The organism is Streptomyces hilarionis (assembly GCF_024539675.1).
Lineage (GTDB): Bacteria > Actinomycetota > Actinomycetes > Streptomycetales > Streptomycetaceae > Streptomyces > Streptomyces hilarionis.
The window spans coordinates 1-377 of record NZ_JAHHIT010000514.1 but is presented as its reverse complement, the minus strand read 5'-3'; the positions used below and the strand labels follow the sequence as shown (position 1 = coordinate 377).

The 377-nt window shown below is 53.1% G+C and carries 1 protein-coding gene; it reads left to right on the top strand.

The window, feature by feature from the left end:
- Positions 1-59 precede the first annotated feature (59 nt).
- Positions 60-377, top strand: a 318-nt coding sequence (gene crcB / locus KMS84_RS44090) for a fluoride efflux transporter CrcB (protein WP_256921433.1), incomplete at its 3' end; no start/stop codon positions are given.

The following is a 377-nucleotide window of genomic DNA, read 5'->3' as shown; positions in this document are numbered from 1 at the left end:
CTCTTTTTTTGTGCTTACCTGTTACCTATTTGGCCTAGGTCTGACGAGGTGAGCCCACCATGCTGAAATCACTTTTGGTTATCGCCGTTGGCGCGTCACTCGGTGCCTGGTTGCGCTGGCTATTGGGTATGAAGCTAAACGCATTGTTCCCCACGATTCCCCCAGGCACTGTGATTGCAAACATGATCGGGGGCTACATCATCGGCTTAGCAATCGCGTTTTTGGCCGCATCCCCGACTCTGAGCCCTGAGTGGCGCCTGCTGATCATCACGGGTTTCTGTGGAGGGCTCACCACTTTTTCTACGTTTTCGGCAGAAACAGTTGCCCTGATCCAGGAAGGCAGATTGCTCTGGGCGTTCGGCTCAATTTCATTACAC